Source organism: Vibrio sp. SCSIO 43132 (genome assembly GCF_019904195.1).
Lineage (GTDB): Bacteria > Pseudomonadota > Gammaproteobacteria > Enterobacterales > Vibrionaceae > Vibrio > Vibrio nigripulchritudo.
Window position 1 is genome coordinate 3596439 of sequence record NZ_CP063199.1, and the last position, 21812, is coordinate 3618250.

Below are 21812 nucleotides of genomic sequence, written 5' to 3' on the forward strand. Positions count from 1 at the left end.
GATAACTTATGCAAATTGCGCCTATTTCGCTTACTGCCCCCGTTCAGGGTTTTTCAGCCACCATTACTGGCACCATTGAAACTATCGAGCAAGGTATTGCTCTGTTGATGCAAATTGGCAATGAAGACTATCAAAAAGCGGCACCTCCTCTGGTAACGAGCTCTATGGGAGAGCATTGTCGCCACGTTCTGGATATCTTTCATGCGCTCTCTGATTTTGAAAATGGCGTTGACTATAACCAGCGCAGGCGAGGTCATGATGTAGAAAAAACGCGAGAGCTTGCCATTGTAGAGTTTCAGTCAATTAAACAATGGTTAAGTCAGCTAACTCCCGATGAAATCAAGCAGACAGTCACGGTAAAAACGGAAGTGGCGTTATCTGAAACTCTGAGCGCAGAAGTGTCTGCACAGCTGGAGAGAGAAATCGCCTTTGCTGCCGCTCATGCTACTCACCATTATGCTCTGATGAAGGTGCTGGCTATTCAGCTAGGGTATCAAACTGACAAAGAATTGGGGTTTGCTCCGGCAACATCTTCTTACCTAAGGGAGAAGAGTTGATGTGTACCGTATCTTGGCTTCTGACAGACAACGGCTATCAAGTATTTTTCAACCGAGATGAACAGAAAAGCCGGGCACAAGCCGTGCCACCAACGCCATTTTGCCAACAAGGTGTTGAGTATCTGATGCCTGTCGACCCGGATGGCGGCGGCAGTTGGATAGCCACCAATGAGCATGGGCAGTCCATTTGCCTGCTCAATTACTACCAGGGGGTGATGCCAAAAGGAGAACTTACCAGCCGCGGGCAATTGGTAAAATCTCTCGCGTCATTCACCAACTACGCTCAAGTAGATGAGTACTTACAATCCATTGAACTCTCGCAATTCGCGCCGTTTTCAATGCTGATATTTGAACCGGATCTGACCAAACATAACTCCACAGTAAAAGGAGTGTGCTGGACAGGGCAATCTCTGGTCTACATCCGCCCGAATCCACCTTTGATTTCATCGTCGGTCGATTACCAAATGGCGTTTGAACTGCGCAGCGAATGCTATCAGTCGTTTACCGCTATCGAAGCCAATGTGGATCAACTGCTGGCCTTTCACTCATCTCATATTCCAAGCAAGGGACATCTTTCGACCTGTATGCACCGCAAAGACGCGCACACCGTCAGCTTTACGCACATTCTGGTCAATGAATCCGAAAAAGGCATGAGTTACTACCCAGGTTCACCCTGTACTGGTGTCAGTGAATCCTATCTGACCCAAAACCGAATTTCATTACTTCCTACATCGAATGTAAAAATCGCATAGCGAGGATCTAACTATGAAACGTATTATCGTTATTTTATGTACTGCATTACTCGGGCTGTTTTCTTCATTAAGCTATGCGGCAGACCCTATCTATACTGGCTTCTTCAGCAATAAAGCCATATCAGGCTATGACGCTGTGAGTTACTTTGAAGCTAGCGAGCCACAAAAGGGGAACAGTGATTACAAAATTGAATATCAGGGAGCTAACTGGTATTTCACGTCCAAAGAAAACCTCGATAAGTTCGTTAAAAACCCCGAGAAATACGCGCCGCAATATGGTGGCTATTGTGCATGGGCAGTCGGAGAGAAAAACGACACAGCCCCCGGTGACCCACTTCAGTGGAACATTGTGGATGGCAAGCTTTACCTCAACTACGACGCTGATATCAAATCTCGCTGGGAAAAAGACATTCCAGGCTTCATTGAAAAAGGTGACCAAAACTGGCCATCTTTAGTGAGCAACTAGGAGAACCCTATGCAGACTTCTCCTTTTCAGCTCCCGGCAAAAACACCATTTCGCATTGTAGAAAGAGTGGCAGAACGATTAACCGGGCTGAGTTATTTAGATTCGCTCTACCAAAAGCGACCTATGGATCTCGATTGCTTTGAGTTTATGGATTACACCCTCTCAGCACTCAATATTGATTACAGGGTACAACAAGGTTCGTTGGACAGTATTCCGGAATCGGGACCCGTTGTGATCGTCGCAAATCACCCTTTGGGGGCAATTGAAGGGGTCATACTGGCAGCACTGGTGAGGCACCGTCGCCCCGATGTTAAAGTCATGGCGAACGAGATGCTAAAGCAATTGCCAGAACTGTCTGATCTGTTTATCGGGGTAGACGTTTTCGAATCGAAAAAGGCAATGAAAACCAATTTAACGGCTATGCGCCACGCTCATCAGCACCTTGCAGATGGCAATGCGTTGATCATTTTCCCTGCCGGTGAAGTGTCTACGTTTCAGGATGCCCAATTGCAGGATAAAGCTTGGAGCCGCTCTGTAGCCAAACTGGTCAAAAAAAGTGAAGCCACCTGTGTGCCTATCTATATTGAAGGCAGAAACAGTTCACTGTTCTACTTTGCAGGTAAAATTCACCCGCTGTTGCGTACTGCAATGTTAGGCAGAGAAATGATCGGAAAAAGCTCTTCTCAGATCCAGTTATCGATCGGTGAACCGATCCTTTACTCGGAGCTTAAATCTCTGGAAACCGAGCAAGATCTGGTGCATTACCTGAGGTTGAACACTTACTTGTTGCGAAAGCAACAAACGGAATCAGAACATGAGTTAGCCGCTCAATTCTCGGTTCCGGTCAGAGATGCTGTTGATCCCTTGGTACTGAAAGATGAGATCGAATCACTTCCAGGCGACACGCGTCTGATCTCTCAAGGTGATTTTCATGTTTTCTGCGCTCGGAAAGCCCAGATACCAAATATCATTCAGGAGATAGGAAGGGTTCGAGAAGCCAACTTTCGAGATGTCGGTGAAGGCACCGGAAAAGCCCTCGATCTCGATCATTACGACGAGTACTACGATCACCTGTTCATCTGGCATGAAAAAGATCAACAACTGGTTGGCAGTTATCGCCTGGGAAAAGTAGATAAGATCTTAGAGAAGCAAGGTCTGGAAGGGCTCTATTCCCGAAGCCTGTTTAAATACAGTCAGGAATTTATCGAAAGCTTAGATCAATCCATAGAACTAGGGCGTTCTGTGGTCAACAAACCCTATCAGAGAAACATCCAGTCTCTGCTTATGCTTTGGAAAGGGATCGCAAGTTACGTCTACAAGAACCCTGAATACACACATCTGTTTGGTCCTGTCAGCATCAGCAACGATTATAGCCAGGTAGCCAGACAACTGATGGCGAGCTGTCTGTCGATCCACCATTACGATCAGCACAAAGCAAATCTGGTTTCACCATCGGTGCCACTCAAAGAAGATCGCAATGTATTCTGGCGCAACGACATGTTAAGTGCTTTGGGCAGCGTTCAACTGCTTTCTAAGGTGCTGGCAAGGATGGAAAAAGGAAAAGGTCTTCCTGTTTTGCTAAGGCAGTATCTGGGGCTGAATGGTCAGTTGGTTTGCTTTAATGTCGACCCAGAATTCAACGACGCACTGGACGGTCTGATTGTTGTCGACTTGCTGAATGTTCCGCAAAAGACGCTCGGAAAATATATGGGTAAGGAAGAATCGGTCGCTTATCTGGCACACCATCAATAAACTCAAGGGGCTTCATTAGCCCCCTGAGTTTTCGATTATTTACTTCGTCCAAAACTACCATCAGACAACCGGAAGAACATGACTGAACCAGTTCGACTTTCCAACTGTAAGATGTCGAGCTTTCCAGCATCATCTAACTTGAAACGAATCAGTTGCCCTTCCCGAATTTTACTTAATGGCTTATCTAAACCTTCAATTTTGACCAAGGCATTCAAATCCGCCATGGGTAAAGAGTTCGCTCGAAATACCTGCGCCAGTGTATCGCCACCCTTGACTGTGTATTGCTCCCAAGTGTCCTCTCGGGAAGAAGACGAGTTATTGGAAGTTTGTTCACTTAACCCCGTAGTGTTGATTTCCAAAGGCTTGCGTGTGTTCTCTGCTTGTTGTTCTGTTGCATCAGGTGCGTTTTCTTCATCAGACACGGGAATAAGAAGCAACACAATCACCACCGCTGCCAAAGAAGGAATGGCACGGCGATGCAATTTAGGTAAATCTAACCAATACGTTTTGACCGATTTCGCTTTCTCTCGCCAATCGACCTTTTCTATTTTGCTTTTGAATTGTTCGAATATTCCCGGCTGGCGCGAACGTGCCACTCTCCGATTCATAATGCTTACACCCTAACGAACTGTCTTCCTATTATCCATGAACCTGTGCAGCGAAAAAAACTCAGTGCAACACAAGTTAACAGTATCTTGACTTATATTGGCATTTGACGTTTCTTCGCGCTAGTAGAACTGCTATCCTTTTGCTGCACAAACTCACACAATAGAGAGACAAGATGTCTGAAATCAAATTAGAAACCGTAGAGCAGAAAGCGAGCTACGGAATTGGTCTGCAAATGGGTCAGCAACTTGCGGGCAGTGGTCTTGAAGGTCTGAACGTTGACGCTATCGCAAAAGGTATCGCGACAGCACTAACTGGCGACATGCCAGAAATCGAAGTTGATGAAATCAACAACGCACTTCAAGAGCTTCACACTCGTGCAGAAGCAGCACGTGCAGAAGCGGCTAAAGCAGCAGCGGCAGACGGCGAAGCTTTCCTGAAAGACAACGCTCTACGTCCAGAAGTAACAGTACTTGAGTCTGGTCTACAGTACGAAGTTATCACTGAAGGCACTGGCGAAATCCCATCTTCTGACAAAACAGTTCGCGTTCATTACCACGGTGAACTAACAGACGGTACTGTATTCGACAGCTCTGTTTCTCGCGGTCAACCTGCAGAGTTCCCTGTAACAGGCGTAATCAAAGGCTGGGTTGAAGCACTTCAACTAATGCCTGTAGGTTCTAAGTGGAAACTATACATTCCTCAAGACCTAGCGTACGGCGAGCGTGGTGCTGGCGCATCAATTCCTCCATACGCTGCTCTAGTATTCGAAGTAGAACTACTGGCTATCCTGTAATTTCTATTCGTCTCAAAAATGAAGCGGTGCCAGGCACCGCTTTTTTTATGTCTTCACGTACACTGCTCATTCCCGTTTTGTATTCTCGGCACGATTATCTGCTCGAAACGGAAAATCCATCTAGGATTAATAAGTGCCTTTCAAAAGGAATGAGTTATGAAAATTAAAACAACGATTTTAGCGCTTTCTGCGCTGCTGTTAGCCTCTCCAAGCCATGCCTTTTTTGGCTTTGGTAAGTCCGAAGAAAAACCTGCTCTCGATCTTGGTTCATTGGCAAATGATGCTTTCTCAAGTCAGGTAGATACCCAAGCAGATTCCGACTTAGTGAAGATGCTCAGCTCTCAACTTGATGTGTCTCCTACTCAGGCAACTGGTGGTGCAGGAGCCCTTCTCGCATTGGCATCTAACTCGCTTAGTTCTTCTCAAAACAGCGAGCTTGCTTCTTCTATCCCCGGATTAAGTTCACTTACTGGTTCAATCCCTGGTCTGGCAGGGCTTGCCAGCAATTTTGGTGCGGTAACCGATATATTCACTAAGCTTGGGCTAGACCCGTCTATGGTGGGGCAGTTTGCTCCTATAATCCTTAAATACTTGGGTTCACAGAACGCTTCGACCGGGCTGTTAGACTCTCTAGGTCAAATCTGGAAGTAATCTGAAAATGGGTGGTTTTTGACCACCCTCTCTTTCAACACAGAAAATTTGTGCCACTCTAACCTTTTTATCAAGGACGAGTAGGTACTATGAAAGACGAAACCCTTTCCATCCACCACGGCTATCAAACAGATCCAACCACAAAAGCAGTAGCAACTCCCGTTTATCAAACTGTTGCGTACGAATTCGATAACGCTCAACACGGCGCCGATCTTTTCAACCTCGAAGTGCCGGGCAATATCTACACACGCATTATGAATCCAACAAATGACGTGTTGGAACAAAGAATGGCAGCCTTAGAAGGGGGAATTGCTGGTCTGGTGGTAAGCGCAGGTAGTGCAGCCATCAATTACGCCATCCTGACGCTGGCACAAAGCGGAGACAACATAGTTTCAACGCCTCAGTTGTATGGAGGTACGTACACCTTGTTTGCACACATGCTTCCCCAGCAAGGAATTGATGTTCGATTTGCCAAAGATGACAAACCTGAGAGTTTGGCTGAGCTTATCGATGAGAATACCAAAGCTGTATATTGCGAATCCATTGGTAATCCCGCTGGTAATATTGTGGACATTGAAGGAATTGCGACTCTCGCACACCAAAAAGGCGTACCGGTAATTGTGGACAATACCGTCGCCACTCCTATTCTCTGTAAGCCCATTCAATATGGTGCAGACATCGTCGTTCATTCTCTGACTAAATATGTTGGCGGTCACGGTACAACTCTTGGAGGAGTGATTGTCGACTCAGGAAAATTCCCCTGGGCACAGCACAAAGATCGATTCCCAGTGTTTAATCAACCTGAGCCTTCTTATCATGGAGTGGTGTACACCGAAGCGTTTGGCGAAGCCGCATTCATTGGTCGAGCTCGTACTGTGCCTCTTCGCAACACTGGTTCAGCACTTTCACCAATGAACGCGTTTATGCTGATGCAAGGACTAGAAACACTTTCCCTTCGTATGGAACGCCATTGTGACAATGCTAAAAAGGTCGCAGAATATTTGGAAGGTCACGACAAAGTCAGTTGGGTCAGCTACGCCGGATTATCTAATTCAGAACACTACGATCTCGCGCAAAAATATATGAATGGTAAACCTTCGGCGATTTTGTCTTTTGGCTTGAAAGACGGGTATGAGGCTGGCGTGCGTTTCTATGATGCTTTGGAGCTGTTCAAAAGACTGGTCAACATTGGTGATGCCAAGTCATTAGCCTGTCACCCGGCTTCTACTACGCACAGACAAATGAGTGTAGAAGAACAAGCTGCTGCTGGTGTGGTACCTGAAATGATCCGTCTGTCTGTCGGTATTGAGCACATAGACGATATCATTGCGGATTTGGATCAGGCACTGAAAACCTGATCAGAAGACACAAAAAAGCCGAGCTAATGCTCGGCTTTTGAGTTCATTACGAACTGATTACTCAGCAGCTGCTTCTTCAGCAACTTCTGGGCGATCAACAAGCTCAATGTAAGCCATTGGAGCTTTGTCGCCAGCACGGAAGCCAGCTTTTAGGATACGAGTGTAACCGCCCTGACGAGCAGCAAAACGTGGACCTAGTTCGTTAAATAGTTTTGCCACAACTTCGTTATCACGAGTGCGAGCAAATGCAAGACGACGGTTAGCAACGCTGTCAGTCTTAGCTAGTGTAATCAAAGGCTCAACGACGCGACGCAGCTCTTTTGCTTTTGGCAAAGTAGTCTTGATAACTTCATGACGTACTAGAGAGCTAGCCATGTTGCTGAACATCGCTTTGCGATGACTGCTGTTGCGGTTGAGTTGACGACCACTCTTACGATGGCGCATGACCTAATCCTTCTAACTAGTATCGATTAATCTTCAGCGATTGACGCTGGTGGCCAGTTTTCTAGGCGCATACCTAGAGACAGACCGCGTGACGCAAGTACGTCTTTGATCTCTGTAAGAGACTTCTTACCAAGGTTAGGCGTTTTAAGTAGCTCAACCTCAGTACGCTGTACAAGATCACCGATGTAGTGAATCGCTTCTGCTTTCAAACAGTTAGCAGAGCGAACTGTTAGTTCAAGATCGTCTACAGGACGCAATAGGATCGGATCGAATTCCGGCTTCTCTTCTTTTTCTTCAGGAACACGGATGTCACGAAGATCAACGAAGGCATCCAATTGTTCAGCAAGGATAGTAGCTGAACGACGGATTGCTTCTTCAGGGTCAAGAGTACCGTTCGTTTCCATGTCGATAACAAGCTTGTCAAGGTCAGTACGCTGCTCAACACGTGCCGCTTCTACAGTGTAGGCAATTTTGTCTACTGGGCTGTAAGTCGCGTCAACAAGCAGACGACCGATAGGACGCTCATCTTCTTCAGTATGGATACGAGACGATGCTGGAACATAACCACGACCACGTTCTACTTTAATACGCATAGCGATTTCAGCATTGTCATCAGTTAGATGACAAATAACGTGCTCTGGGTTAGCGATCTCTACATCACCATCATGGGTGATGTCACCTGCAACAACAGGGCCTGAGCCTGATTTGTTCAGTGTAATAAACACTTCATCTTTGCCTTCTGCCACTTTAACAGCAAGACCTTTCAGGTTAAGAAGGATCTCTAAGATATCTTCTTGTACACCTTCTTTGGTGCTGTACTCGTGAAGAACGCCTTCAATCTCAACCTCAGTTACTGCGCAACCAGGCATTGAAGATAGAAGAATGCGACGAAGCGCATTACCTAGAGTATGACCAAAGCCACGCTCTAATGGCTCAAGAGTTACTTTTGCGTGTGTCGTGCTGATTTGTTCAATGTCAACAAGACGTGGCTTAAGAAATTCTGTTACAGAACCCTGCATTGTGTCCTCTCTTTAATTTAAACCTTACTTAGAGTAAAGCTCGACGATCAGGTGTTCGTTGATGTCAGCTGATAGATCTGAACGCTCAGGCAAACGCTTGAACGTACCTTCCATCTTACCGCCATCTACTTCAATCCAAGTTGGTTTTTCGCGTTGTTCAGCAACTTCTAGAGCTGCTTTGATGCGAGATTGCTGCTTAGCTTTCTCACGGATAGATACAACGTCGTTTGCCGCAACTTTGAATGAAGGAACGTTTACAACTTTACCGTTTACTAGGATAGCTTTATGGCTAACTAGCTGACGTGCTTCTGCGCGAGTTGCGCCAAAGCCCATGCGGTAAACTACGTTATCAAGACGACCTTCAAGAAGCTGAAGTAGGTTTTCACCTGTGTTGCCCTTAAGACGAGCTGCTTCTTTGTAGTAGTTACGGAATTGTTTTTCTAGAACGCCGTACATACGACGAACTTTTTGCTTCTCACGAAGCTGAACGCCATACTCAGATAGACGACCGCGACGAGCGCCGTGTACACCTGGTGCGTTATCGATTTTACACTTGGTATCAATCGCACGAACACCAGACTTAAGGAATAAGTCAGTGCCTTCGCGACGGCTAAGCTTCAGCTTAGGACCCAAATATCTTGCCATGATTCTTCTCCAACTTTCCTAGAAACGTTATACGCGACGTTTCTTAGGTGGACGACAACCGTTATGAGGGATCGGAGTTGCATCAACGATGTTAGTGATGCGGTATCCTGCTGCGTTTAGTGCACGGATAGTTGACTCACGACCTGGACCTGGGCCCTTAACCATAACTTCCAAGTTCTTTAGGCCATATTCTTTAGCCATTTCGCCAGCGCGCTCTGCTGCAACCTGAGCTGCAAACGGAGTTGACTTACGAGAACCACGGAAACCAGAACCGCCTGCAGTAGCCCAAGCTAGTGCGTTACCTTGACGGTCAGTGATGGTCACGATTGTGTTATTAAAAGAAGCATGGATGTGCGCTACGCCATCAGCTACTTGCTTGCGTACGCGCTTACGAGCGCGAGTTGGTTGTTTTGCCATTGTACTCTACCTTCCCGATTATTTCTTGATCGGCTTACGCGGACCCTTACGGGTGCGAGCATTGGTTTTAGTACGCTGTCCACGTAGTGGTAGACTGCGACGATGACGAAGACCACGGTAACAGCCAAGGTCCATAAGACGCTTGATGTTCATGGATACTTCACGACGTAGATCACCTTCTACAGTGTACTTAGCTACACCATCACGCAGTTGATCGATCTGCTCTTCAGATAGTTCACTGATCTTAACATGTTCAGCAATACCCACTTCAGCTAGGATAGCTTGAGAGCGAGTTTTACCGATGCCGTAGATCGCCGTTAGAGCGATTACAGCATGTTTCTGATCAGGAATGTTAATGCCTGCTATACGGGCCATTATTCACTCCTAGTGTTTCATAAAAGAATTATCCGCAGCAAAGCCCGTTATGGATACGCTGCGGCATACTACTTCTTTTGCACGCAAAAGGTAGGCCGAGGAATATACTCGACACTACCTTACTTTTCAAGTAAAAATTTCTGCTTAGATTAGCCTTGGCGCTGCTTGTGCTTTGGCTCACTGTTGCAAATCACGCGAACAACACCGTTGCGCTTGATTACTTTACAGTTACGGCAGATTTTTTTAACGGAAGCACGAACTTTCATTGCTAAACTCCGTAATGAAATCTGAGCCTACCGTCGAATTAACGACCGTAGCCTTTCAGATTCGCTTTTTTCAACACAGAATCATACTGTTGTGACATCAGATGAGTCTGTACCTGTGCCATAAAGTCCATGATAACTACCACTACAATAAGTAGCGATGTACCGCCAAAGTAGAAACGTACGTTCCAAGCGATCATCATGAACTCGGGAATCAGACAGATAAAGGTAATGTACAACGCACCTGCTAGGGTTAAACGAGTCATTACTTTATCAATGTACTTAGCTGTCTGCTCACCTGGGCGGATACCGGGTACGAACGCTCCAGACTTCTTCAGATTATCTGCTGTTTCACGCGGATTGAAAACCAATGCCGTGTAGAAGAAACAGAAGAAAATAATCGCTGCCGCATAAAGCATTACATACAGAGGTTGTCCAGGGCTAAGGGCCAAAGACACATCAGTTAACCAACTGAATGCGCTGTCCTCACCACCTGTATTACCAAACCACTGTGCTAATGTTCCTGGGAACAAAATAATACTAGACGCAAATATCGCTGGGATCACACCTGCCATGTTAATTTTAAGTGGCAAGTGAGTACTTTGCGCAGCAAATACCTTACGACCTTGTTGACGCTTAGCATAGTTAACGACGATTCGACGCTGACCACGCTCCATGAAAACAACGAAGTAGATAACTGCAAACGCCAGTACAGCAATAAGCAGCAGAAGAAGTACGTTCAGTTCACCTTGACGCGCTTGCTCAATTGTTTGACCGATTGCCGATGGCAATCCAGCAACGATACCTGCAAAGATAATCAATGAGATACCGTTACCAATTCCTCGCTCAGTAATCTGTTCACCTAACCACATTAGGAACATGGTACCGGTTACTAGACTGATGGTTGCAATAACAGTAAACATGGTTTGATCGATAACGACCAATTGACCTGTGACCATGCTTGGCAAAGCTGTTGCAATACCAATTGCTTGGAATGTAGCAAGTACAAGCGTGCCGTAACGCGTATATTGGCTTATCTTACGACGGCCGGCTTCACCCTCTTTCTTGAGTTCAGCTAACGCAGGATGAACTACAGTTAGCAGTTGGACAACAATCGAAGCCGAAATATACGGCATGATGCCCAACGCTAATATAGAAGCACGCTCAAGTGCACCACCGGAGAACATGTTGAACATTTCAACGATGGTACCCTTTTGCTGTTCGAACAAATCGGCAAGTACAGCTGCGTCAATACCAGGGATCGGCACAAAAGAGCCTGCTCTGAATACTAAAAGTGCACCTAATACGAATAGTAAGCGCGACTTTAATTCAGCTAAGCCGCTTTGAGCACTACGAAAATCTTGTCCTGGTTTTTTAGCCATCTGTACCTCGTCCCTCGAGAATTATTCCTCGATTTTACCGCCTGCAGCTTCGATTGCAGCTTTAGCACCTTTAGTTACGCGTAGACCTTTAACAGTCACAGCTTTGCTGATTTCACCAGAAAGAACAACTTTTACAAATTCGATGTTCTTAGTGATTACGTTAGCAGCTTTCAAGCTGTTTAGATCAACCACGTCACCTTCTACCTTCGCTAGTTCACCTAGACGAACTTCAGAAGTCACTAGGCTCTTACGAGAAGTGAAACCGAATTTTGGTAGACGTTGTTTCAGAGGCATCTGACCGCCTTCGAAACCTGGACGAACGCTGCCGCCAGAACGTGATTTTTGACCTTTGTGGCCGCGACCACCTGTTTTACCAAGGCCTGAACCGATACCGCGACCTAGACGCTTCTTAGAAGGTTTAGAACCAGCAGCCGGTGATAGAGTATTCAAACGCATTCTGATTACTCCTCAACTTTAACCATGTAGTAAACTTTGTTGATCATACCGCGTACGCACGGAGTATCTTCAAGTTCTACAGTGTGGTTGATACGACGAAGACCTAGACCACGCAAAGTCGCTTTGTGCTTTGGTAGGCGGCCAATTGAGCTTTTAGTTTGAGTTACTTTAATAGTTGCCATGGTGTTCTTACTCCGAAATAGCTTCAACAGTTAGACCACGCTTAGCAGCAACCATCTCAGGAGACTTCATGCCACTCAGACCATCGATCGTCGCGCGAACGATGTTGATAGGGTTCGTAGAACCGTATGCTTTTGCAAGTACGTTGTGAACACCTACAACTTCAAGTACTGCACGCATCGCACCACCTGCGATGATACCAGTACCTTCTGCAGCTGGCTGCATGTAAACTTTAGAGCCAGTGTGACGACCTTTCACCGCGTGGTGAAGAGTACCGTCGTTAAGCGCTACAGTAACCATGTTACGGCGCGCTTTTTCCATTGCTTTTTGGATCGCTGCTGGTACTTCACGAGCTTTGCCGTAACCGAAACCAACACGACCGTTACCGTCACCAACAACTGTTAGTGCAGTAAAACTAAAGATTCGACCACCTTTAACCGTTTTAGAAACACGGTTAACAGCAATTAGCTTTTCTTGCAAATCTGTAGCTTGTTGTTGTTCTTTAGCCATCTTCCAACCCTACCTTAGAATTTCAGACCAGCTTCGCGAGCAGAATCTGCTAGCGCCGCTACTCGACCGTGGTATTGGAAACCAGAACGATCGAAAGCAACATCAGAGATGCCTTTTTCGATAGCGCGCTCAGCAATAGCTTTACCTACAGCTTTAGCAGCGTCTACGTTACCAGTATTCTTAACTTGCTCACGGATCGCTTTTTCTACAGTAGAAGCAGCAGCGATAACCTCAGAGCCGTTTGCAGCGATAACCTGAGCGTACACGTGACGTGGAGTACGGTGTACTACTAGGCGAGTCGCGCGAAGTTCTGCAATCTTGCGACGTGCACGTGTAGCACGACGGATGCGAGATGCTTTCTTATCCATAGTGTTACCTTACTTCTTCTTAGCTTCTTTGGTACGCACATTTTCATCTGCGTAACGAACACCTTTACCTTTGTATGGCTCAGGCTCACGGTAAGAACGAATGTCAGCCGCAACCTGACCAACTAGTTGCTTGTCAGCACCAGTTAGTACGATTTCAGTTTGGCTTGGACATTCAGCTTTAATACCCGCTGGCACTGCGTGCTCAACTGGGTGAGAGAAGCCTAGAGTTAGGCTAACTGCGTTGCCTTTAATAGCAGCACGGTAACCAACACCCTTAAGAGTTAGCTTCTTAGTAAAGCCTTCAGTAACACCAACAACCATGTTGTTAGCAAGTGCGCGAGCTGTACCAGCTTGTGCCCATGCGTTAGCAACACCTTCACGTGGACCGAAAGTAAGCTTACCTTCTTCTTGCGCAACTACTACGCCATCGTTGAATGAACGAGACAGTTCGCCTTTAGGACCTTTAACGCTAAGTTCTTGGCCGTTTAGTTTCACCTCTACGCCAGCTGGAATAGCGACAGGTGCTTTAGCAACACGAGACATATCCTACTCCTATTATTAAGCTACGTAGCAGATGATTTCACCACCAAGACCTGCTTTACGAGCAGCACGGTCAGACATTAGACCCTTGGAAGTGGAAACTACAGCAACACCCAAACCGCCCATCACGGAAGGTAGCTCGTCTTTCTTTTTGTAGACGCGCAGACCTGGACGTGAAACACGTTGGATTTGCTCGATTACTGGTTTAGCTTGGAAGTACTTAAGAGTTACTTCTAGCTCTGGTTTCGCTTCGCCGCTTACAGCGAAGTCTGCGATGTAACCTTCAGCTTTTAGTAGTGCAGCAATTGCAACTTTCAGCTTTGAAGAAGGCATTTTAACAGCAACTTTGTTTGCTGCCTGACCGTTACGAACGCGGGTCAGCATATCCGAAATCGGATCTTGCATGCTCATAGATTTTACTCCAAATGATTAAGTGGCAATTACCAGCTAGCCTTACGAAGACCCGGAATCTCGCCTTTCATGCAAGCTTCACGAACCTTAATACGGCTTAGACCGAACTTACGTAGGTAACCGTGTGGACGACCAGTTTGGTTGCAACGGTTGCGCTGACGTGATGCACTTGAATCACGTGGAAGAGATTGCAATTTTAGAACTGCATTCCAACGATCTTCTTCAGATGCGTTTACATCGCTAATGATAGCTTTAAGCGCTGAACGCTTCTCAGCGAACTTAGCTACTAGCTTTGCACGCTTAGCTTCACGTGCTTTCATTGATTGTTTAGCCATAACAGTAACCCTTCACCTTACTTACGGAATGGGAAGTTAAAGGCAGCCAGCAGAGCACGGCCTTCCTCATCGGAACTCGCAGACGTCGTGATAGTGATATCAAGACCGCGTACACGATCGACTTTATCGTAGTCGATTTCCGGGAAGATGATTTGCTCGCGAACGCCCATGCTGTAGTTACCACGACCGTCAAAAGACTTCGCGCTAACACCACGGAAATCACGTACACGTGGAAGTGCAATCGAGATTAGACGCTCGAAGAAATCCCACATACGTTCGCCACGTAAGGTTACTTTACAACCAATTGGGTAGCCTTCACGAATCTTGAAGCCTGCTACTGATTTACGCGCTTTAGTGATAAGTGGCTTTTGACCAGAGATCGTTGCCATATCAGCTGCTGCGTTTTCTAGCAGTTTCTTGTCGTTGATTGCTTCACCAACGCCCATGTTTAGGGTGATTTTTTCAATCCTAGGGACTTGCATGACGCTTGAGTAGCCGAACTCTTTGGTAAGCTCAGCGACTACAGACGACTTGTAGTAATCATGCAGTTTCGCCATAGTAGAACTCCAAATTACATTCTATTAGTTAGAAACAGTTTCGCCGTTTGATTTGAAGAAACGCACTTTTTTGCCTTCTTCAAAACGGAAACCGATGCGGTCTGCTTTACCAGTAGCCGCGTTAAAGATTGCAACGTTAGAAGCATCGATTGCTGCTTCTTGTTCAACGATGCCACCTTGTTGACCTAGAGCCGGTTGAGGCTTTTGGTGTTTCTTAACAAGGTTGATACCTTCAACGATAACTTTACCGGTTGCTAGAACCTTAGTTACTTTACCGCGCTTGCCTTTATCTTTACCGGCAAGAACGATTACTTCGTCGTTACGACGGATTTTAGCTGCCATTGTGTGCCGCTCCTTACAGAACTTCTGGAGCCAGTGAAACAATCTTCATGAATTTCGCGTTACGAAGTTCACGAGTCACTGGACCAAAGATACGTGTGCCGACTGGTTGCTCAGTAGTGTCGTTCAACAATACACAAGCATTACGGTCGAAGCGAATGACAGAACCGTCTGGACGACGAACGCCTTTACGAGTGCGCACTACCACCGCTTTCAGAACATCACCTTTCTTAACTTTACCGCGTGGAATTGCTTCCTTAACAGTAACTTTGATGATATCTCCGATATGTGCATAACGGCGGTGAGAGCCACCCAGAACCTTAATACACATTACTCTGCGAGCGCCGGAGTTATCCGCAGCGTCGAGTGTACTTTGCATTTGGATCATTTTAGTGCTCCGCTAAATATTAAAACTAGACCCTTCACGGGTCGGGCTGCCTCTTTATAAGGGCTGCGAATTGTACCACCCTTTTTTGTACTTGGGTAGCCAAAAAATAAGCGGCCCCAAAAATAATTTGGAGCCGCTTTTTCTATCGTATCAAAACGAAATTAGTACTTCGCTTTTTCTACAACTTTTACCAAAGTCCAAGACTTCTTCTTAGACAGTGGACGACACTCTTGAATCTCAACGGTATCGCCTAGGCCACACTCGTTGTTTTCGTCGTGTGCGTGCAGTTTAGTCGTACGCTTTACGAACTTGCCGTAAATTGGGTGTTTCACCATGCGTTCGATTGCAACAACGATAGACTTGTCCATCTTGTCGCTAACTACACGACCTTGTTGAGTACGAATTTTGTCGCTCATTATGCGCCTGCCTTCTCAGTCAAAACAGTTTTCACACGTGCGATATCACGGCGCACAGCTTTCAGAGTATGAGTCTGCTGTAGTTGACCAGTTGCAGCTTGCATGCGCAAGTTGAACTGCTCACGCAGCAAATTCAATAGCTCAGCGTTAAGCTCTTCAACGCTTTTTTCGCGTAGATCTAGTGCTTTCATCACATCACCTGCTTAGTTACAAAGGTAGTTTTTACAGGCAGTTTACGTGCCGCAAGGCGGAACGCTTCACGTGCCAACTCTTCAGGTACGCCATTCATTTCGTACATAACCTTACCAGGTTGGATTTGGGCTACCCAGTACTCAACGTTACCTTTACCCTTACCTTGACGAACTTCAAGCGGTTTTTCAGTGATAGGCTTGTCTGGGAAAATACGAATCCAGATTTGACCTTGACGTTTAATGTGACGTGTCATAGCACGACGAGCCGCTTCAATCTGACGAGCAGTGATACGACCACGGCCAACAGCTTTAAGACCGAATTCGCCGAAGCTTACTTCAGTACCTTTAGCTAGACCACGGTTGCGACCAGTCTGAACCTTACGGAACTTAGTACGTTTAGGTTGTAGCATCAGTCGACTCCTTACTTACGGCCTTTACGCTGCTTCTTAGGCTTGTCGCCTTTTGGCTCTACAGCGTTAGCTGCTGGCATGCCGCCTAGGATCTCACCTTTGAAGATCCAAACTTTAATGCCGATTACACCGTATTGGGTGTGAGCCGAAGAAGTTGCGTAATCAATGTCAGCACGAAGAGTGTGTAGAGGTACACGACCTTCACGATACCACTCAGTACGTGCGATTTCAGCGCCGCCTAGACGACCGCTTACTTCCACTTTGATACCTTTAGCGCCTAGACGCATTGCGTTTTGTACCGCACGCTTCATAGCACGACGGAACATAACACGACGCTCTAGCTGAGACGCGATGCTGTCACCAACAAGTTGTGCGTCCAACTCAGGTTTGCGTACTTCAGCGATGTTAATTTGCGCTGGTACACCTGCGATTTTAGCTACAGCTGTGCGTAGCTTCTCTACGTCTTCGCCTTTCTTACCGATTACAACGCCTGGACGAGCAGTGTGAATAGTCACACGGATGCTCTTGGCAGGACGCTCGATAACGATACGTGAAAGAGACGCTTTCGAAAGTTCCTTCGTTAGGAACTGACGTACCTTGAAGTCGCCGTCTAGGTTGTCAGCGAAATCTTTGGTGTTAGCAAACCAAGTAGCATTCCAAGGCTTAACGATGCCAAGACGAATACCATTAGGATGTACTTTTTGACCCATTGCTTACTCTCCTAGTCTCTTAGCGATCTGCTACAACAACAGTGATGTGGCTTGAACGCTTCAAGATACGATCCGCACGACCTTTCGCACGAGGCATAATACGCTTCATGGTTGGGCCTTCATCTACGAAGATTTTAGCGACATTCAGATCGTCGATGTCTGCACCTTCGTTATGCTCTGCATTCGCGATTGCTGATTCCAGAACTTTCTTGATTAGTTCAGCAGCTTTTTTGTTGCTGAAAGTTAGAAGTTCTAGAGCCTGATCCACAGATTTACCGCGGATTTGGTCTGCAACTAAGCGAGCTTTCTGAGGAGAAATACGAGCAAAGTTATGTTTAGCAATAGCTTCCATTATTTACTCCTTATTTCTTCTTAGCTTTCTTATCCGCAGCGTGACCGCGGTAAGTACGAGTAGGTGCGAATTCGCCCAGTTTGTGACCGATCATTTCATCAGTTACAAATACTGGAACGTGTTGACGACCATTATGGACAGCGATGGTCAAACCAATCATTGATGGAATGATCATTGAGCGACGGGACCAAGTCTTAATAGGCTTCTTGTCTCCGCTTTCCACCGCTTTCTCTACCTTCTTCAGCAAGTGTAGGTCAATAAATGGACCTTTCTTGAGAGAACGTGGCATGGCGATTCCTCTTATATAGATTACTTGTTACGACGACGTACGATGTACTTGTCAGTGCGTTTGTTCTTACGAGTCTTGAAGCCCTTAGTAGGCATACCCCAAGGAGATACTGGGTGACGACCGCCAGATGTGCGACCTTCACCACCACCGTGTGGGTGATCAACCGGGTTCATTACTACACCACGTACGGTTGGACGTACGCCGCGCCAGCGTGAAGCACCAGCTTTACCAAGTTCACGTAGCATGTGCTCAGAGTTACCAACTTCACCGATTGTTGCACGGCCTTCAGAAAGAACTTTGCGCATTTCGCCAGAACGTAGACGGATAGTTACGTACGCACCGTCACGAGCAACGATTTGAGCGTAAGCACCAGCCGAACGAGCTAGCTGAGCACCTTTACCAGGCTTAAGTTCAACACAGTGAACTGTAGAACCTACAGGGATGTTGCGCATCGGCAGAGTGTTACCTGCTTTGATTGGCGCATCTACACCAGATTGAATCTGGTCACCAGCTTGGATGCCTTTTGGTGCGATGATGTAGCGGCGCTCACCGTCTGCGTACAGAACTAGAGCGATGTTTGCGCTACGGTTTGGATCGTATTCAAGACGCTCAACTTTCGCTGGGATACCATCTTTAGTACGTTTGAAGTCAATTACACGGTAGTGATGCTTGTGACCACCGCCGATGTGACGTACTGTGATACGACCGTTGTTGTTACGACCACCGTTCTTAGAGTTTTTCTCTAGAAGAGGTGCGTATGGCTTGCCCTTGTGTAGGTCAGCGTTAACAACTTTAACAACATGACGACGACCAGGGGAAGTCGGCTTACATTTAACAATAGCCATTTTTCAACTACTCCTGTTATTCCGCGCCGCCAACAAAGTCAAGATCTTGACCTTCTTTCAAAGTAACGTACGCTTTCTTAACGTCGCTGCGGCGACCTTGGCGTAGACCTTGACGTTTGGTCTTACCCTTAGTGATAAGAGTATTTACAGACTTAACTTCAACTTCAAAAAGCTTTTCTACAGCAGCTTTGATCTCTTTTTTAGTTGCATCTTTTGCTACTTTGAAAACGATAGTGTTCGCTTTCTCAGCAGCCATGGTTGCTTTTTCAGAGATGTGCGGCGCACGTAGAACTTTTAGGATACGCTCTTCAGTGATCATGCTAGCATCTCCTCAACTTGCTTAACTGCTTCAGCAGTCATTACAACTTTGTCGAACGCGATTAGTGAAACTGGGTCGATACCAGCAACGTCACGTGCGTCAACTTTGTATAGGTTACGAGCAGCTAGGAATAGATTCTCATCTACTTCGCTAGTCACGATTAGCGCGTCAGTTAGCTCAAGCTCTTTAAGCTTAGCTACAAGCTCTTTAGTTTTTGGCGCTTCAACTGAGAAGCTATCAACAACGATTAGACGCTCTTGACGAACTAGCTCAGAAAGAATGCTCTTCATAGCACCACGGTACATTTTCTTGTTTACTTTTTGGCTGTGATCTTGTGGTTTCGCAGCAAAAGTAACACCACCTGTACGCCAGATTGGGCTACGGATTGTACCAGCACGTGCACGGCCAGTACCTTTTTGACGCCATGGCTTAGCGCCACCGCCAGATACTTCAGAACGAGTCTTTTGAGCACGAGTACCTTGACGAGCACCTGCTGCGTACGCAACAACTACTTGGTGTACAAGAGCTTCGTTGAAGTCACGTCCGAAAGTAGTCTCGGAAACAGTTAGTGCATCAGCACCTTTAACCATCAATTCCATTACTTACTCCTAGACGTTATGCTTTAACAGCTGGTTTTACGATCACGTTGCCGCCAGTTGCGCCTGGTACTGCACCTTTAATAAGAAGCAGATTGCGCTCAGCGTCTACGCGTACGATCTCTAGGTTTTGAGTCGTTACACGCTCAGCACCCATGTGACCTGCCATTTTCTTGCCTTTAAACACGCGACCTGGAGTCTGACATTGACCGATAGAACCAGGAGCACGGTGAGACAATGAGTTACCGTGAGACATATCTTGAGTACGGAAATTCCAACGCTTAACAGCGCCTTGGAAACCTTTACCTTTAGATGTGCCAGTAACGTCTACTTTTTTAACTTCGTTGAAAAGTTCTACGTTTAGCTCAGCGCCAACTTCAAACTCTTCGCCGTTTTCTATACGGAATTCCCAAAGACCGCGACCTGCTTCAACACCTGCTTTCGCAAAGTGACCAGCTTCGGCTTTAACAACACGGTTAGCTTTCTTCGTACCAGTAGTTACCTGGATTGCTGCATAGCCATCAGTCTCAAGAGTTTTCACTTGAGAAATACGGTTCGCTTCAACCTCAACAACAGTTACTGGGATAGAAACGCCTTCTTCGGTAAATACGCGGGTCATACCCACTTTACGTCCGACTAGACCAATCATTCTTCTAATCTCCCTTAACCTAGGCTGATTTGTACGTCAACGCCAGCAGCTAGATCTAGGCGCATCAGAGCGTCAACAGTTTTGTCAGTTGGCTCTACGATGTCGATTAGACGCTTGTGAGTACGGATTTCGTACTGGTCACGTGCATCTTTGTTGACGTGTGGAGAGATAAGAACAGTGAAACGCTCTTTACGAGTAGGAAGTGGGATAGGACCACGAACCTGTGCGCCGGTACGCTTTGCTGTTTCAACGATTTCCGCTGTAGAAGCGTCGATCAGTTTGTAATCGAAAGCTTTAAGGCGGATACGAATACGTTGGTTCTGCATGAGACAGAGCTCCAATAATAATAAATTACACAAACAATATCGCCACTCATACTCGAATAGACGAGAGAATGCCGATTGATTTATGTGAAACCGTAGTATCCAAATCGGATACATTGTCAGTTAATTTTCGATTAACTTTACCTCGAAAGGTCGCTAATTGTATTAACCGCGAACATAAGCTGAGTTTACATTACTAAGCGGAACGCTTACTCCTCACTGCTCATTGGTTCACAACTGGCTAAGCCAGTGCGCGGTATTATACAGATCACAAAGTTGTATGCAAGAGTCGTTGGAAAATTAGTCTAAAAAGAAGGCAAATAGCAAAAAAGCGAACCATTTGGGGTTCGCTTTTTGTGTAATTGAGCGGTCTAAGCTAGTCTTCGTCGACAAACTGAGCTTGTTGGTAGTTTTCGATCCCGACCTTATCTATTAAGCCAAGCTGCGTTTCAAGCCAATCAACATGTTCTTCTTCGTCTTCTAAGATATCCTGAAAAAGGTCTCTTGAAACAAAGTCGCGAACATTTTCCGCATAGGCAATTGCTTCTTTCAGATCCGGGATTGCGTCCATTTCTAGCTTAAGGTCGCACTCCAACATTTCCTTGGTGTCTTCACCTATCATCAACTTGCCGAGATCTTGCAAATTTGGCAAACCTTCAAGAAACAAAATACGCTCAATCAGATGATCGGCATGTTTCATTTCGTCAATAGATTCTTCGTACTCTTTTTCAGCAAGGTGCTTTAAGCCCCAATCTTTGTACATGCGTGCATGTAAGAAGTACTGATTAATAGCAACAAGTTCGTTTCCTAAAATGGTGTTAAGGTGTTGGATGATTTTTGGATCACCTTTCATGACAAAGCCCTCCTTGATCGGCTCTTTTAACTTTAGAACCAATTAAGAAGGTGTCAAAATCATTTTAGGGCATTCTCAAAAATGAGTTAGCCGACTTTCTTATATAATGTTGCTACTGTGTCGTTAAGAATTTCCTTCGCACTTTTTACGCATTTACCACATTGAGATCCGAGTGGCGTACACTGCCTAATTCCCTTGATATCTGTGATGCCCTCTTCAAGAGCAAGCTGTCGAATTTTTTTGTCGGATACACCGTGGCAAATACAAACAAACATTTTTTACATCCAATTTA

Annotated in this window: 38 protein-coding genes; 7 read left to right on the forward strand and 31 right to left on the reverse strand. The window is 46.1% G+C overall.

Translation table 11 applies throughout. The features are described from left to right. Positions 1 to 8 precede the first annotated feature (8 nt). The 4 genes from INR79_RS16115 to INR79_RS16130 are packed head-to-tail and all read left to right on the forward strand — an operon-like array spanning position 9 to position 3527. On the forward strand, positions 9 to 557 hold the full coding sequence (locus INR79_RS16115) for a hypothetical protein (RefSeq protein WP_022551705.1): 549 nt from the start codon (positions 9 to 11) through the stop codon (positions 555 to 557). Then, on the forward strand, positions 557 to 1309 hold the full coding sequence (locus INR79_RS16120) for an NRDE family protein (RefSeq protein ID WP_004398440.1): 753 nt from the start codon (positions 557 to 559) through the stop codon (positions 1307 to 1309). Before INR79_RS16115 ends, INR79_RS16120 begins: the two co-directional genes overlap by 1 nt. 13 nt (positions 1310 to 1322) lie before the next feature. Next, positions 1323 to 1775: a YHS domain-containing (seleno)protein gene (locus INR79_RS16125; RefSeq protein ID WP_004398441.1), complete on the forward strand. Its 453-nt coding sequence runs from the start codon at positions 1323 to 1325 to the stop codon at positions 1773 to 1775. A 9-nt stretch (positions 1776 to 1784) separates the two neighbouring features. Further along, positions 1785 to 3527 (forward strand): lysophospholipid acyltransferase family protein, encoded by a 1743-nt coding sequence (locus INR79_RS16130; RefSeq protein WP_022551707.1) that lies wholly within the window; start codon positions 1785 to 1787, stop codon positions 3525 to 3527. A gap of 35 nt (positions 3528 to 3562) precedes the next feature. Here the strand turns inward: INR79_RS16130 and INR79_RS16135 are convergent, their stop codons facing one another. Further along, positions 3563 to 4135, reverse strand: coding sequence for a LysM-like peptidoglycan-binding domain-containing protein (locus INR79_RS16135; protein ID WP_200766567.1), 573 nt, complete (start codon positions 4133 to 4135; stop codon positions 3563 to 3565). Positions 4136 to 4308: 173 nt separating this feature from the next. Between INR79_RS16135 and INR79_RS16140 the strand changes: the two genes are divergently transcribed. The 3 genes from INR79_RS16140 (at position 4309) to INR79_RS16150 (ending at position 6938) form a co-directional block, all read left to right on the forward strand. Beyond that, on the forward strand, positions 4309 to 4929 hold the full coding sequence (locus INR79_RS16140) for an FKBP-type peptidyl-prolyl cis-trans isomerase (RefSeq protein ID WP_004398444.1): 621 nt from the start codon (positions 4309 to 4311) through the stop codon (positions 4927 to 4929). 156 nt (positions 4930 to 5085) lie between these two features. Next, complete coding sequence (locus tag INR79_RS16145; protein WP_223095111.1) at positions 5086 to 5580, forward strand: DUF2780 domain-containing protein; 495 nt, start codon at positions 5086 to 5088, stop codon at positions 5578 to 5580. 89 nt (positions 5581 to 5669) lie between these two features. Further along, positions 5670 to 6938, forward strand: a complete 1269-nt coding sequence (locus INR79_RS16150; protein WP_223095113.1) for an O-acetylhomoserine aminocarboxypropyltransferase/cysteine synthase family protein — start codon at positions 5670 to 5672, stop codon at positions 6936 to 6938. 57 nt (positions 6939 to 6995) lie between these two features. Here the strand turns inward: INR79_RS16150 and rplQ are convergent, their stop codons facing one another. The 30 genes from rplQ to INR79_RS16300 all read right to left on the reverse strand — a co-directional run bounded on the left by rplQ (position 6996) and on the right by INR79_RS16300 (position 21795). Then, a complete protein-coding gene (rplQ, locus tag INR79_RS16155) occupies positions 6996 to 7382 on the reverse strand; it encodes a 50S ribosomal protein L17 (protein WP_004398447.1) in 387 nt (128 codons plus the stop codon). Between the two features lie 26 nt (positions 7383 to 7408). Continuing rightward, positions 7409 to 8401 (reverse strand): DNA-directed RNA polymerase subunit alpha, encoded by a 993-nt coding sequence (locus INR79_RS16160; RefSeq protein WP_004398448.1) that lies wholly within the window; start codon positions 8399 to 8401, stop codon positions 7409 to 7411. 24 nt (positions 8402 to 8425) lie between these two features. Further along, entirely contained in the window at positions 8426 to 9046 is a 621-nt protein-coding gene (rpsD, locus tag INR79_RS16165; protein WP_004398449.1) for a 30S ribosomal protein S4, read from the reverse strand. Positions 9047 to 9073: 27 nt separating this feature from the next. After that, positions 9074 to 9463: a 30S ribosomal protein S11 gene (rpsK, locus tag INR79_RS16170; RefSeq protein ID WP_004398450.1), complete on the reverse strand. Its 390-nt coding sequence runs from the start codon at positions 9461 to 9463 to the stop codon at positions 9074 to 9076. An 18-nt stretch (positions 9464 to 9481) separates the two neighbouring features. Continuing rightward, positions 9482 to 9838 carry a 30S ribosomal protein S13 gene (rpsM, locus tag INR79_RS16175; RefSeq protein ID WP_004398451.1) on the reverse strand — a complete coding sequence of 119 codons (357 nt, stop codon included), beginning with the start codon at positions 9836 to 9838 and terminating at the stop codon, positions 9482 to 9484. Between the two features lie 149 nt (positions 9839 to 9987). Next, on the reverse strand, positions 9988 to 10104 hold the full coding sequence (gene rpmJ / locus INR79_RS16180) for a 50S ribosomal protein L36 (RefSeq protein ID WP_004398452.1): 117 nt from the start codon (positions 10102 to 10104) through the stop codon (positions 9988 to 9990). 38 nt (positions 10105 to 10142) lie between these two features. Beyond that, positions 10143 to 11483 carry a preprotein translocase subunit SecY gene (secY, locus tag INR79_RS16185; protein ID WP_004398453.1) on the reverse strand — a complete coding sequence of 447 codons (1341 nt, stop codon included), beginning with the start codon at positions 11481 to 11483 and terminating at the stop codon, positions 10143 to 10145. A 21-nt stretch (positions 11484 to 11504) separates the two neighbouring features. Next, on the reverse strand, positions 11505 to 11939 hold the full coding sequence (rplO, locus tag INR79_RS16190; protein WP_004398454.1) for a 50S ribosomal protein L15: 435 nt from the start codon (positions 11937 to 11939) through the stop codon (positions 11505 to 11507). Positions 11940 to 11944: 5 nt separating this feature from the next. Continuing rightward, a complete protein-coding gene (rpmD, locus tag INR79_RS16195) occupies positions 11945 to 12121 on the reverse strand; it encodes a 50S ribosomal protein L30 (protein WP_004398455.1) in 177 nt (58 codons plus the stop codon). Positions 12122 to 12128: 7 nt separating this feature from the next. Further along, positions 12129 to 12629 carry a 30S ribosomal protein S5 gene (gene rpsE / locus INR79_RS16200; protein ID WP_223095115.1) on the reverse strand — a complete coding sequence of 167 codons (501 nt, stop codon included), beginning with the start codon at positions 12627 to 12629 and terminating at the stop codon, positions 12129 to 12131. A 14-nt stretch (positions 12630 to 12643) separates the two neighbouring features. Beyond that, complete coding sequence (gene rplR, locus INR79_RS16205) at positions 12644 to 12997, reverse strand: 50S ribosomal protein L18 (protein ID WP_004398457.1); 354 nt, start codon at positions 12995 to 12997, stop codon at positions 12644 to 12646. A gap of 9 nt (positions 12998 to 13006) precedes the next feature. Further along, positions 13007 to 13540: a 50S ribosomal protein L6 gene (gene rplF / locus INR79_RS16210; protein WP_004398458.1), complete on the reverse strand. Its 534-nt coding sequence runs from the start codon at positions 13538 to 13540 to the stop codon at positions 13007 to 13009. A 15-nt stretch (positions 13541 to 13555) separates the two neighbouring features. After that, a complete protein-coding gene (gene rpsH / locus INR79_RS16215) occupies positions 13556 to 13948 on the reverse strand; it encodes a 30S ribosomal protein S8 (RefSeq protein ID WP_004398459.1) in 393 nt (130 codons plus the stop codon). Between the two features lie 29 nt (positions 13949 to 13977). Further along, entirely contained in the window at positions 13978 to 14283 is a 306-nt protein-coding gene (gene rpsN / locus INR79_RS16220; RefSeq protein ID WP_004398460.1) for a 30S ribosomal protein S14, read from the reverse strand. Between the two features lie 17 nt (positions 14284 to 14300). Beyond that, positions 14301 to 14840 carry a 50S ribosomal protein L5 gene (gene rplE, locus INR79_RS16225; RefSeq protein WP_004398461.1) on the reverse strand — a complete coding sequence of 180 codons (540 nt, stop codon included), beginning with the start codon at positions 14838 to 14840 and terminating at the stop codon, positions 14301 to 14303. Between the two features lie 24 nt (positions 14841 to 14864). Next, complete coding sequence (rplX, locus tag INR79_RS16230; RefSeq protein WP_004398462.1) at positions 14865 to 15182, reverse strand: 50S ribosomal protein L24; 318 nt, start codon at positions 15180 to 15182, stop codon at positions 14865 to 14867. Positions 15183 to 15195: 13 nt separating this feature from the next. After that, the gene (gene rplN / locus INR79_RS16235) at positions 15196 to 15567 is read right to left on the reverse strand and encodes a 50S ribosomal protein L14 (protein WP_004398463.1); all 372 of its coding nucleotides are present in this window, start codon (positions 15565 to 15567) and stop codon (positions 15196 to 15198) included. A 161-nt stretch (positions 15568 to 15728) separates the two neighbouring features. Then, a complete protein-coding gene (gene rpsQ, locus INR79_RS16240) occupies positions 15729 to 15983 on the reverse strand; it encodes a 30S ribosomal protein S17 (protein ID WP_004398464.1) in 255 nt (84 codons plus the stop codon). Then, positions 15983 to 16174 (reverse strand): 50S ribosomal protein L29, encoded by a 192-nt coding sequence (rpmC, locus tag INR79_RS16245; protein WP_004398465.1) that lies wholly within the window; start codon positions 16172 to 16174, stop codon positions 15983 to 15985. The genes rpsQ and rpmC overlap by 1 nt, the downstream gene beginning before the upstream one ends. Next, entirely contained in the window at positions 16174 to 16584 is a 411-nt protein-coding gene (gene rplP, locus INR79_RS16250; RefSeq protein WP_004398466.1) for a 50S ribosomal protein L16, read from the reverse strand. Before rplP ends, rpmC begins: the two co-directional genes overlap by 1 nt. Before the next feature lie 11 nt (positions 16585 to 16595). Continuing rightward, positions 16596 to 17294, reverse strand: a complete 699-nt coding sequence (gene rpsC / locus INR79_RS16255) for a 30S ribosomal protein S3 (RefSeq protein WP_004398467.1) — start codon at positions 17292 to 17294, stop codon at positions 16596 to 16598. A 19-nt stretch (positions 17295 to 17313) separates the two neighbouring features. Then, on the reverse strand, positions 17314 to 17646 hold the full coding sequence (rplV, locus tag INR79_RS16260; RefSeq protein WP_004398468.1) for a 50S ribosomal protein L22: 333 nt from the start codon (positions 17644 to 17646) through the stop codon (positions 17314 to 17316). A gap of 10 nt (positions 17647 to 17656) precedes the next feature. Next, the gene (gene rpsS / locus INR79_RS16265) at positions 17657 to 17935 is read right to left on the reverse strand and encodes a 30S ribosomal protein S19 (RefSeq protein ID WP_004398469.1); all 279 of its coding nucleotides are present in this window, start codon (positions 17933 to 17935) and stop codon (positions 17657 to 17659) included. 20 nt (positions 17936 to 17955) lie between these two features. After that, a complete protein-coding gene (gene rplB / locus INR79_RS16270; protein ID WP_004398470.1) occupies positions 17956 to 18780 on the reverse strand; it encodes a 50S ribosomal protein L2 in 825 nt (274 codons plus the stop codon). A 16-nt stretch (positions 18781 to 18796) separates the two neighbouring features. Then, on the reverse strand, positions 18797 to 19099 hold the full coding sequence (gene rplW / locus INR79_RS16275; RefSeq protein WP_004398471.1) for a 50S ribosomal protein L23: 303 nt from the start codon (positions 19097 to 19099) through the stop codon (positions 18797 to 18799). After that, on the reverse strand, positions 19096 to 19698 hold the full coding sequence (gene rplD / locus INR79_RS16280; protein ID WP_004398472.1) for a 50S ribosomal protein L4: 603 nt from the start codon (positions 19696 to 19698) through the stop codon (positions 19096 to 19098). Before rplD ends, rplW begins: the two co-directional genes overlap by 4 nt. Before the next feature lie 16 nt (positions 19699 to 19714). Then, on the reverse strand, positions 19715 to 20344 hold the full coding sequence (gene rplC, locus INR79_RS16285) for a 50S ribosomal protein L3 (RefSeq protein WP_223095117.1): 630 nt from the start codon (positions 20342 to 20344) through the stop codon (positions 19715 to 19717). A gap of 14 nt (positions 20345 to 20358) precedes the next feature. Next, positions 20359 to 20670, reverse strand: coding sequence for a 30S ribosomal protein S10 (rpsJ, locus tag INR79_RS16290; protein ID WP_001181007.1), 312 nt, complete (start codon positions 20668 to 20670; stop codon positions 20359 to 20361). Between the two features lie 373 nt (positions 20671 to 21043). Further along, a complete protein-coding gene (bfr, locus tag INR79_RS16295; protein WP_004398474.1) occupies positions 21044 to 21520 on the reverse strand; it encodes a bacterioferritin in 477 nt (158 codons plus the stop codon). 86 nt (positions 21521 to 21606) lie between these two features. Beyond that, entirely contained in the window at positions 21607 to 21795 is a 189-nt protein-coding gene (locus tag INR79_RS16300; RefSeq protein WP_004398475.1) for a (2Fe-2S)-binding protein, read from the reverse strand. Between the last annotated feature and the right edge of the window lie 17 nt (positions 21796 to 21812).

What these genes read in the sequence shown, in the direction of transcription:
- rplN (WP_004398463.1), bottom strand. Translation starts at nt 15,567, where the DNA reads ATGATCCAAATGCAAAGTACACTCGACGCTGCGGATAACTCCGGCGCT.
- rpsD (WP_004398449.1), bottom strand. Translation starts at nt 9,046, where the DNA reads ATGGCAAGATATTTGGGTCCTAAGCTGAAGCTTAGCCGTCGCGAAGGC.
- rplP (WP_004398466.1), bottom strand. Translation starts at nt 16,584, where the DNA reads ATGCTACAACCTAAACGTACTAAGTTCCGTAAGGTTCAGACTGGTCGC.
- INR79_RS16120 (WP_004398440.1), top strand. Translation starts at nt 557, where the DNA reads ATGTGTACCGTATCTTGGCTTCTGACAGACAACGGCTATCAAGTATTT.
- rpsE (WP_223095115.1), bottom strand. Translation starts at nt 12,629, where the DNA reads ATGGCTAAAGAACAACAACAAGCTACAGATTTGCAAGAAAAGCTAATT.
- bfr (WP_004398474.1), bottom strand. Translation starts at nt 21,520, where the DNA reads ATGAAAGGTGATCCAAAAATCATCCAACACCTTAACACCATTTTAGGA.
- rpmJ (WP_004398452.1), bottom strand. Translation starts at nt 10,104, where the DNA reads ATGAAAGTTCGTGCTTCCGTTAAAAAAATCTGCCGTAACTGTAAAGTA.
- rpmD (WP_004398455.1), bottom strand. Translation starts at nt 12,121, where the DNA reads ATGGCAACTATTAAAGTAACTCAAACTAAAAGCTCAATTGGCCGCCTA.
- rplD (WP_004398472.1), bottom strand. Translation starts at nt 19,698, where the DNA reads ATGGAATTGATGGTTAAAGGTGCTGATGCACTAACTGTTTCCGAGACT.
- INR79_RS16135 (WP_200766567.1), bottom strand. Translation starts at nt 4,135, where the DNA reads ATGAATCGGAGAGTGGCACGTTCGCGCCAGCCGGGAATATTCGAACAA.
- rplF (WP_004398458.1), bottom strand. Translation starts at nt 13,540, where the DNA reads ATGTCTCGTGTTGCTAAAGCACCTGTCGCTATTCCAGCTGGCGTAGAG.
- rpsQ (WP_004398464.1), bottom strand. Translation starts at nt 15,983, where the DNA reads ATGAGCGACAAAATTCGTACTCAACAAGGTCGTGTAGTTAGCGACAAG.
- rplC (WP_223095117.1), bottom strand. Translation starts at nt 20,344, where the DNA reads ATGATTGGTCTAGTCGGACGTAAAGTGGGTATGACCCGCGTATTTACC.
- rpsN (WP_004398460.1), bottom strand. Translation starts at nt 14,283, where the DNA reads ATGGCTAAACAATCAATGAAAGCACGTGAAGCTAAGCGTGCAAAGCTA.
- rpsK (WP_004398450.1), bottom strand. Translation starts at nt 9,463, where the DNA reads ATGGCAAAACAACCAACTCGCGCTCGTAAGCGCGTACGCAAGCAAGTA.
- INR79_RS16150 (WP_223095113.1), top strand. Translation starts at nt 5,670, where the DNA reads ATGAAAGACGAAACCCTTTCCATCCACCACGGCTATCAAACAGATCCA.
- rplQ (WP_004398447.1), bottom strand. Translation starts at nt 7,382, where the DNA reads ATGCGCCATCGTAAGAGTGGTCGTCAACTCAACCGCAACAGCAGTCAT.
- rplO (WP_004398454.1), bottom strand. Translation starts at nt 11,939, where the DNA reads ATGCGTTTGAATACTCTATCACCGGCTGCTGGTTCTAAACCTTCTAAG.
- rpsC (WP_004398467.1), bottom strand. Translation starts at nt 17,294, where the DNA reads ATGGGTCAAAAAGTACATCCTAATGGTATTCGTCTTGGCATCGTTAAG.
- rpsJ (WP_001181007.1), bottom strand. Translation starts at nt 20,670, where the DNA reads ATGCAGAACCAACGTATTCGTATCCGCCTTAAAGCTTTCGATTACAAA.
- rplV (WP_004398468.1), bottom strand. Translation starts at nt 17,646, where the DNA reads ATGGAAGCTATTGCTAAACATAACTTTGCTCGTATTTCTCCTCAGAAA.
- rpmC (WP_004398465.1), bottom strand. Translation starts at nt 16,174, where the DNA reads ATGAAAGCACTAGATCTACGCGAAAAAAGCGTTGAAGAGCTTAACGCT.
- rpsM (WP_004398451.1), bottom strand. Translation starts at nt 9,838, where the DNA reads ATGGCCCGTATAGCAGGCATTAACATTCCTGATCAGAAACATGCTGTA.
- INR79_RS16300 (WP_004398475.1), bottom strand. Translation starts at nt 21,795, where the DNA reads ATGTTTGTTTGTATTTGCCACGGTGTATCCGACAAAAAAATTCGACAG.
- INR79_RS16140 (WP_004398444.1), top strand. Translation starts at nt 4,309, where the DNA reads ATGTCTGAAATCAAATTAGAAACCGTAGAGCAGAAAGCGAGCTACGGA.
- INR79_RS16145 (WP_223095111.1), top strand. Translation starts at nt 5,086, where the DNA reads ATGAAAATTAAAACAACGATTTTAGCGCTTTCTGCGCTGCTGTTAGCC.
- INR79_RS16130 (WP_022551707.1), top strand. Translation starts at nt 1,785, where the DNA reads ATGCAGACTTCTCCTTTTCAGCTCCCGGCAAAAACACCATTTCGCATT.
- rplR (WP_004398457.1), bottom strand. Translation starts at nt 12,997, where the DNA reads ATGGATAAGAAAGCATCTCGCATCCGTCGTGCTACACGTGCACGTCGC.
- INR79_RS16125 (WP_004398441.1), top strand. Translation starts at nt 1,323, where the DNA reads ATGAAACGTATTATCGTTATTTTATGTACTGCATTACTCGGGCTGTTT.
- rplW (WP_004398471.1), bottom strand. Translation starts at nt 19,099, where the DNA reads ATGATCACTGAAGAGCGTATCCTAAAAGTTCTACGTGCGCCGCACATC.
- rpsH (WP_004398459.1), bottom strand. Translation starts at nt 13,948, where the DNA reads ATGAGCATGCAAGATCCGATTTCGGATATGCTGACCCGCGTTCGTAAC.
- rpsS (WP_004398469.1), bottom strand. Translation starts at nt 17,935, where the DNA reads ATGCCACGTTCTCTCAAGAAAGGTCCATTTATTGACCTACACTTGCTG.
- rplX (WP_004398462.1), bottom strand. Translation starts at nt 15,182, where the DNA reads ATGGCAGCTAAAATCCGTCGTAACGACGAAGTAATCGTTCTTGCCGGT.
- rplB (WP_004398470.1), bottom strand. Translation starts at nt 18,780, where the DNA reads ATGGCTATTGTTAAATGTAAGCCGACTTCCCCTGGTCGTCGTCATGTT.
- secY (WP_004398453.1), bottom strand. Translation starts at nt 11,483, where the DNA reads ATGGCTAAAAAACCAGGACAAGATTTTCGTAGTGCTCAAAGCGGCTTA.
- INR79_RS16115 (WP_022551705.1), top strand. Translation starts at nt 9, where the DNA reads ATGCAAATTGCGCCTATTTCGCTTACTGCCCCCGTTCAGGGTTTTTCA.
- INR79_RS16160 (WP_004398448.1), bottom strand. Translation starts at nt 8,401, where the DNA reads ATGCAGGGTTCTGTAACAGAATTTCTTAAGCCACGTCTTGTTGACATT.
- rplE (WP_004398461.1), bottom strand. Translation starts at nt 14,840, where the DNA reads ATGGCGAAACTGCATGATTACTACAAGTCGTCTGTAGTCGCTGAGCTT.